This is a genomic window from Alistipes megaguti (assembly GCF_944320325.1).
In the GTDB taxonomy this organism is placed as follows: domain Bacteria; phylum Bacteroidota; class Bacteroidia; order Bacteroidales; family Rikenellaceae; genus Alistipes; species Alistipes megaguti.
Genome location: NZ_CALUHA010000014.1, coordinates 60,254 through 67,324, shown reverse-complemented (window position 1 = coordinate 67,324; position 7,071 = coordinate 60,254). Strand labels below are relative to the sequence as shown.

Genomic DNA, 7,071 nt, shown 5'->3' with positions numbered 1-7,071 from the left:
CGGCTCCCGAATCAGGTGGGCGGCGGTTACAGCTACCAGGACATGCCCGCCTACACGCTTACCGGCGTCGAGGGATCAGTCAACGACATCGTCTGCCGCATGGCCTTCACCTGCAGCGTGCCCAAGCTCGGAAGCTACCGCATGGAGTACGAAGGGCTCCTGCTGGTAAAAAAATAGTCCTCACGGGGATGGAGTTTGCCTGCGAAGTGTTAACTTTGCAGGCAAAACCATTAAACAAGCACGAAAGATGAAACCCGAATACAGACCCTTTGTGGACGAACTGATCGAACTCTGCATCAAGGAGGATATCGGCGACGGCGACCACACGTCGCTCTGCTGCATCCCCGCCGACGAACACGGACGCATGCGCCTCCTGTGCAAACAGGAGGGGGTGATCGCCGGTATCGAGATCGCGCAGATCGTCCTCCACCGCCTCGACCCCGAGATGCACTTCGAACAGGTGCTGCAGGACGGCAACCGCGTGAAGCCCGGCGACGTGGCCTTCTACGTCTCGGGACGCCTGCGCTCGCTGCTGCAGGCCGAGCGCATCGTGCTCAACATCATGCAGCGCATGAGCGGCGTGGCCACCCAGACGGCCGTCTATGTCAAGCGGCTCGAAGGGCTCCACACCAAAGTCCTCGACACGCGCAAGACGACACCCGGCATGCGCGTGCTGGACAAGATGGCCGTCAAGTTCGGAGGCGGCGAAAACCACCGCATGGGGCTCTTCGACATGATCCTGCTGAAGGACAACCACATCGACTTCGCCGGCGGTATCCGCAAGGCCATCACCGGCGCCCGCGAGTACCTCAAGGCCCACGACAAGAATCTCCCGATCGAATGCGAGGTCCGCACGCTGGAGGACATCGACGAGGTCTTCGCCGCGGGAGGCGTCGACCGCATCATGTTCGACAACTTCACGCCCGAGATGACGCGCCGCGCTGTCGAAAAGGTCGCCGGACGCTGCGAAACCGAATCCAGCGGCGGCATCACCCTCGAGACATTGCGCCAGTACGCCGAATGCGGCGTGGACTTCATCTCCGTCGGAGCGCTGACCCACCAGATCCGCCCGATCAACATGTCGCAAAAGGCCTGCAAATAGCCCGGGGCCAAGAGAGGGGGGGGGAAAAAAAAAAAAAAAAAAGAAAAAAAAGCCTGCTGAAGAGAGACGCCACGGAAAGGCACACAGGAGAGAGGAAGAGGAGAAGAGAAGCACAAGAGAGGGCAGGAAACGAGGAGAAGGAGGAGAGGATTGCGAGTGAGCGAAGAGAAGGAAAAGAAGAGGAGAGAAACGAGCGATTGAACTGCCGGAAAGAGGACCCGCCCTCATCCGGACTGAGAACAGAATACGATGGAGCGAACGACTGACCGTCCGACACGGGTTCCCCGACTGATCCGCACACCGCCGGGTATGCTGGTGTGGCGGATTCTCCTGCTTTATATCGTGCTGTTCGTCTGCCGCACGGTCTTCTACCTCTACAACGCCGCGCTGATCGGCCCTCTGACGGGCGGAGAGATCGGCCAGTTGCTGGCCGGAGCGCTGAAGTTCGACACCTCGTCGGTGGTCTACGCCGACGGACTGTTCATCCTGCTGTCGCTGCTGCCCCTCCATGTGCGTGAACGCCGCTGGTACCGGGGCGTGATGTTCGGCTACTACGTCGCGGTCAATTCGCTGCTCGTCGTGGCCGCGAACCTCGCCGATACGGTCTACTTCCGCTATACGCAGAAACGCTTCACGGCCGACGAGATCTTCTTCGCCGACAACGACAACTCGCTGCAGCTCGTCGGGAAGTTCATGGCCGAAAACTGGCACCTCGTCCTCCTTTGGGCCGCGCTCACGGCCCTGCTGGCCTGGGGCTACCGCCGCCGGGTACACGAGGAGGGTCTGCTGCGCCGCGGCTGGCCCTACTACACCGGCGGAGTGGTGCTGCTGGCCGTGGCCGCCGGGTTGAGCATCGCCGGCATGCGCGGCGGCATGACCCGCATGACGCGGCCCATCACCCTCTCGAACGCCACGCTCTACACCTCGGAGAGCGCCAAGGCCAACCTCATTCTGAGCAATCCGTTCTGCATCCTGCGTACGGCCGGAAGTTCATCCAGCGTCCAGTTTCCCCGCTACTTCTCGGACGAGGAGCTGCCACTGCGCTTCACTCCCGTCCACCAGCCGGCCGACTCTACGGCCGTCGATCTGGGACGCCGGAACATCGTCGTCTTCATTCTCGAAAGCATGTCGGCCGAACACTCGGCCCACCTCTGCCCCGAAATCTACGCCGATCTGCCGCAGAAGGGCTTCACGCCGTTCCTCGACTCGCTGATGCGTCAGGGGCTGACCTTCCGCCGGATGTATGCCAACGGCACGCGCTCGATTCAGGCCATGCCCTCCGTGCTGGGAAGCATTCCCTCGTTCCGCACCCCCTTCGTACTGATGCCGCAATCGCTCGGCGAGAGCCGCCAGCTGCCGGCCATGCTGGCCGATGAGGGCTACTCGACCGCCTTCTTCTGCGGTTCGGAGCGCGGCTCGATGGGATTCGGGGCCTACGCCCGTTCGGCCGGGGTCGAGCGCCTCGTCAGCCGCGAGGATTACGAGGAGCGACACGGAACCGGCGATTTCGACGGCTACTGGGGCATCTGGGACGAGCCATTCCTGCAATTCATGGGCGAGGAGCTCGCGGCAATGCCCGAACCCTTCTTCGCCACGCTCTTCACCCTCTCGTCGCACCATCCGTTCGTCGTCCCAGAGCAGTATGCCGCAATGCTGCCGCAGGGTTACACGAAGATCCACCCGGGCGTGGCGTACGACGATCTGGCCTTCCGCCACTTCTACGAACGCTTCCAGAATGAGGAGTGGTTCCGCCGCACGATCTTTGTCTTCGTGGCCGACCACGTCTCCTCGGAGAAGTTTGCCGACCGGACACGCTCCTACCCCGGCAACATGCACATCCTGGCCTTCATCCATACGCCCGACGGCGCCCTGCGCGGCGAGGTCGGTGAGATCACCCAACAGCTCGACCTGATGCCGACCCTGCTGGGGCTGATCGGCAACCGCAAGCCCTACTTCGCCTTCGGTCGAGACGTGCTCAACGAACCCCGGCGTCCGCGCTGGTCGGTGAGCTACGACGGCGAGTTCCGCGCCCTGACCGACCGCGGCGCCCTGTTGCTCAACGATGCGGGAGTCCCGGCCGGAGTGCGACCCGTCGAGCTGGCCCCGGCAGGTGCTGACACGACGGCAGTCACCGCTCCGGCTGACACGGCGGACGCGGAGAACCCGTCCGTCCCGGCGGCGGCAAACGATCCGGCGGCAAACGATCCGGCGGCAAACGATCCGGCGGCGGCACCTACGGTCGATTCGCTGCGCCGGGGATTTCAGGCCCTGCTGCAGCAGTACTACCAGCATATCGAAAACAAGAATTACACGGTTCATGATTGAATTCCACCCCGTGCGTCTCGAGGACCGCAGCGTCATCGAGCGCCATACGATGCCGTCGGGCATCTGCAACTGCGACCTGGCCTTTGCCAACATGTACTGCTGGCAGGAGGTCTATCACAGCGCGTGGGCCGAGATCGAGGGCTTTCTGGTCATCCGTTTCCAGATCGACGGCGGATCCCGCATCGGCTACATGCAGCCGGTCGGCGAGGGCGATTTCGGGCCGATCATCCCGCTGCTGCGCGAGGATGCCCACGCCCACGGGCAGCGGCTGCGCATTATCGGCCTGACGGACGAGGGGCGTGAGATGATCCGCCGCATGCACCCCGGCGAGTTCGCCTTCGAGTCGGACCGCGCCCTCGAAGACTATGTCTACAACGCCTCGGATCTGCGCGACCTCCCGGGCCGCCGCTACCAGCCCAAGCGCAACCACATCAACCGCTTCATGGCCGAATACCCCAACTACCGCTACGAAGTACTGACACCCGAACGGTCGGCCGAGTGCATGACGCTCGAACGCGTCTGGCGGAAGGAGCACACGGGCCACACCTCGGAGCTGAGTGCCGAACAGCGGGCCATGCAACGGGGATTCGAACACTTCGACGAACTGGGGCTTATCGGCGGCTGTATCTATGTCGGCGACCGGCTGGTGGCCTTCACCTTCGGTTCGGCGGTCAACGACCACACCTTCGACACCCACATGGAGAAGGCCGACACGGAGTACGACGGCGCCTTCACGATCATCAACAAGCTCTTCGCCGAGCACCTTCCCGAGCGATTCACGCTCATCAACCGCGAGGAGGACCTCGGTCTCGAAGGGCTCCGGCGCGCCAAACTCTCCTACCATCCGGCCTTCCTGCAGCACAAGTTCATGGCCATCCACCTCCATCCCGACGAACTGGCCTGCAAGCAGTTGTGGCAGGAGGCCTTCGGCGACGACGACGATTTCGTCGACTCGTTCCTGATCCGTTACTACTCGCGGCACCGGGCCCTGACCATCGAGGAGGAGGGGCACACGGTGGCCATGCTCCATTTGCTCCCCTTCGACACGGAGTTCGGGCCCACGACCTACATCTATGGCGTTGCCACGGCCGAGAGCCACCGTCACCGCGGGCTGGCCTCGCAGCTCATGCGGCAGGCCATGGCGCTCATCGAGGAGCGCGGCAATGCGGCGGCTTTCCTGATCCCAACCCCCGGCAAGGAGTGGCTCCGCGACTTCTACGCAGGGTTTGGACTTGCCGAAGAGACGCCCGTGACGTTCGTTTCGGAGGACGGATTCGACTTCGGAACGGGTGATGCGGCCACCGACCGGGCCATGATCTGGCGGCGCGATGCGTCGGCTCCGCTGCCCGAGACCCTCACAGCCACCTATCGCAAATAGCAGAGCGCCACACCGGCACAAAAAAGTCCGGAACCTTAGCGGTTCCGGACTCATTCATCCCGGCTCTCTTCCACTCCGGACTCTCTCACCTCCCGGATTTTCTCACCTCCCCGGGTTACTTGTTCTCTCTCCCCCCTATTCGTCCCGGGCTATTTGCGGCGCTTGAGGAAACACTCGATCGTGTTCTCCATCAGACAGCAGATCGTCATCGGACCGACACCACCCGGCACCGGCGTGATGACCGAGGCCTTGGGCTCGATGGCGGCAAAGTCGACGTCGCCGCACAGCTTGCCCGTCTCCGGGTCGCGGTTCACACCCACGTCGATCACCACCGCCCCGTCGGCCACCATATCGGCCGTCACGAACTTCGGGCGTCCGATGGCCACTACAAGAATCTCCGCCTCGCGCGTCACCTCGCCGAGATTGCGCGTACGGCTGTGGGCAATGGTCACCGTGGCGTTCTCGTCAAGCAGCAGCTTCGAGACGGGCAGTCCGACGATGTTGCTGCGGCCGATGACGACGGCCCGCTTACCGGCGATCTCCACCCCGGCAGCCTTCAGCATCTTGATGATTCCCTTCGGCGTGCAGGGCAGCGTACAGGGCTGTTTCTGCCACAGCGCCGCCACATTCAGCGGATGGAAGCCATCCACATCCTTCGACTTGTCGATCGCCTCGATCACCTTGCTCTCGTCGATGTGCTTGGGCAGGGGCAGCTGCACCAGAATGCCGTCCACCTCGTCGTCGAGGTTCAGCGCCGAGATGATGTCCAGCAACTCGGCCTCCGTAATCGACTCGGGCTTGCGGATCGTCGTGTTGCGGATTCCCACCGCCTCCGACGCCTTCGCCTTGCCCGTCACATAACTCACACTCGCCGGGTTATCCCCCACGAGAATCACCACCAGATGGGGCACGCGCCCGTATTTGGCCGGGAAGCTCTTCACCTGCTCGGCCATTTCGGCCTTCAGTTTGGCCGACAGTTCCTTTCCGCTAATTATCATACTTTTATTTTACCGTTTCTATTTGTCAAATGCCCAATGGCCGATATCAGTCCGGTGGAAGAGGTTGTCGCACTCGATGCGCGCCACGTCGCGCAGCGCCGCCTCGCGGGCCTCGGCCAGCGTGGCCCCGCGTCCGACGACGAACAGCACCCGTCCGCCGTTGGTCAGAATCCGTTCGCCGTCGGCCTTCGTTCCCATGTGGTAGACCGTTCCCTCGACGCGATCCAGCCCCTTGATCTCGTGGCCCTTTTCATAGCTTCCGGGGTAGCCCTTCGAGGCCAGGACGATGCCCAGCGTCGCGAAGTCGTGCCACTCCAACTGCGTATCGAGCCCCTCGGCCACGGCGCAGAAGATATCGACGATGTCGCTCTTCAGACGCGGCAGCACCACCTCCGTCTCGGGGTCGCCGAAGCGGGCGTTGAACTCGATGACCTTGATTCCCTGCGCCGTCTTCATCAGACCGCCGTACAGAACCCCTTCGAACGGGCATCCTTCGTCCACCATCGCATCGGCCACCGGCTGCAGGATCCGCTCCAGCGCGAAGCGCTCGTCCTCCGGCGTGATGAACGGCAGCGGGGAGTAGGCCCCCATGCCGCCCGTATTGGGGCCCTTGTCGCCGTCGTAGGCCCGCTTGTGGTCCTGCGCCAGCACCATCGGCCACACGCGGCGGCCCGAAACGAAGCACATGAACGAGAACTCCGGACCTTCGAGGTAATCCTCAATGACGACCTTGCCCTCGCCGAACTTGTCATCGAGCAGCATATCCTTCAGCGCGGCGTCGGCCTCCTCCATCGTCCGGGCGATCACCACCCCCTTGCCGGCGGCCAGACCGTCGTACTTCAGCACCGCCGGGAACGAACGGCCGGCCACGTAGTCACGCGCCGCACCGTACTCCGTGAAGGCCCGGAAACCGGCCGTCGGAATGCCGTATTTGGCCATCAACTCCTTGGCAAACTCCTTCGAGGATTCGATCCGCGCGGCGGCCTTCGTGGGGCCGAAGATCCGCAGCCCCGCCTTGCGGAAGCAGTCGACAACCCCCGCCGCCAGAGCCACTTCGGGGCCTACGACCGTCAGACCGATCCCCTTCTCCAGCGCAAAATCGCGCAACTCCTCCACCGCAGTCTCACGGATCGAGACGCACTCCGCCTGCCGGGCAATGCCCGCATTGCCCGGAGCGCAGTAGATCTTGCCGACCTTCGCCGAACGCGACAGCGCATCGACGATGGCATGTTCGCGGCCTCCGCCGCCGATCACCAGCACATTCATAG

At 63.3% G+C, this 7,071-nt stretch carries 5 protein-coding genes; 3 read left to right on the top strand and 2 right to left on the bottom strand.

Annotated features, from left to right (window positions below; translation table 11 throughout):
- The first annotated feature begins 247 nt into the window (after positions 1–247).
- From nadC to PUQ42_RS05445, 3 genes are all read left to right on the top strand, one after another.
- On the top strand, positions 248–1,102 hold the full coding sequence (gene nadC / locus PUQ42_RS05455) for a carboxylating nicotinate-nucleotide diphosphorylase (RefSeq protein ID WP_273371714.1): 855 nt from the start codon (positions 248–250) through the stop codon (positions 1,100–1,102).
- Between the two features lie 249 nt (positions 1,103–1,351).
- Positions 1,352–3,427: an LTA synthase family protein gene (locus PUQ42_RS05450; RefSeq protein WP_273371711.1), complete on the top strand. Its 2,076-nt coding sequence runs from the start codon at positions 1,352–1,354 to the stop codon at positions 3,425–3,427.
- On the top strand, positions 3,420–4,805 hold the full coding sequence (locus tag PUQ42_RS05445) for a GNAT family N-acetyltransferase (RefSeq protein ID WP_273371708.1): 1,386 nt from the start codon (positions 3,420–3,422) through the stop codon (positions 4,803–4,805). Before PUQ42_RS05450 ends, PUQ42_RS05445 begins: the two co-directional genes overlap by 8 nt.
- Before the next feature lie 149 nt (positions 4,806–4,954).
- On the opposite strand, the gene folD is transcribed toward PUQ42_RS05445, so the two are convergent.
- Entirely contained in the window at positions 4,955–5,803 is an 849-nt protein-coding gene (gene folD / locus PUQ42_RS05440) for a bifunctional methylenetetrahydrofolate dehydrogenase/methenyltetrahydrofolate cyclohydrolase FolD (protein ID WP_087403717.1), read from the bottom strand.
- A gap of 18 nt (positions 5,804–5,821) precedes the next feature.
- A complete protein-coding gene (gene purD / locus PUQ42_RS05435) occupies positions 5,822–7,069 on the bottom strand; it encodes a phosphoribosylamine--glycine ligase (protein WP_273371705.1) in 1,248 nt (415 codons plus the stop codon).
- Between the last annotated feature and the right edge of the window lie 2 nt (positions 7,070–7,071).

Excerpts from the sequence above, each read along its gene's own strand:
- PUQ42_RS05445 (WP_273371708.1), top strand. The coding sequence starts at position 3,420 with ATGATTGAATTCCACCCCGTGCGTCTCGAGGACCGCAGCGTCATCGAG.
- folD (WP_087403717.1), bottom strand. The coding sequence starts at position 5,803 with ATGATAATTAGCGGAAAGGAACTGTCGGCCAAACTGAAGGCCGAAATG.
- nadC (WP_273371714.1), top strand. The coding sequence starts at position 248 with ATGAAACCCGAATACAGACCCTTTGTGGACGAACTGATCGAACTCTGC.
- PUQ42_RS05450 (WP_273371711.1), top strand. The coding sequence starts at position 1,352 with ATGGAGCGAACGACTGACCGTCCGACACGGGTTCCCCGACTGATCCGC.
- purD (WP_273371705.1), bottom strand. The coding sequence starts at position 7,069 with ATGAATGTGCTGGTGATCGGCGGCGGAGGCCGCGAACATGCCATCGTC.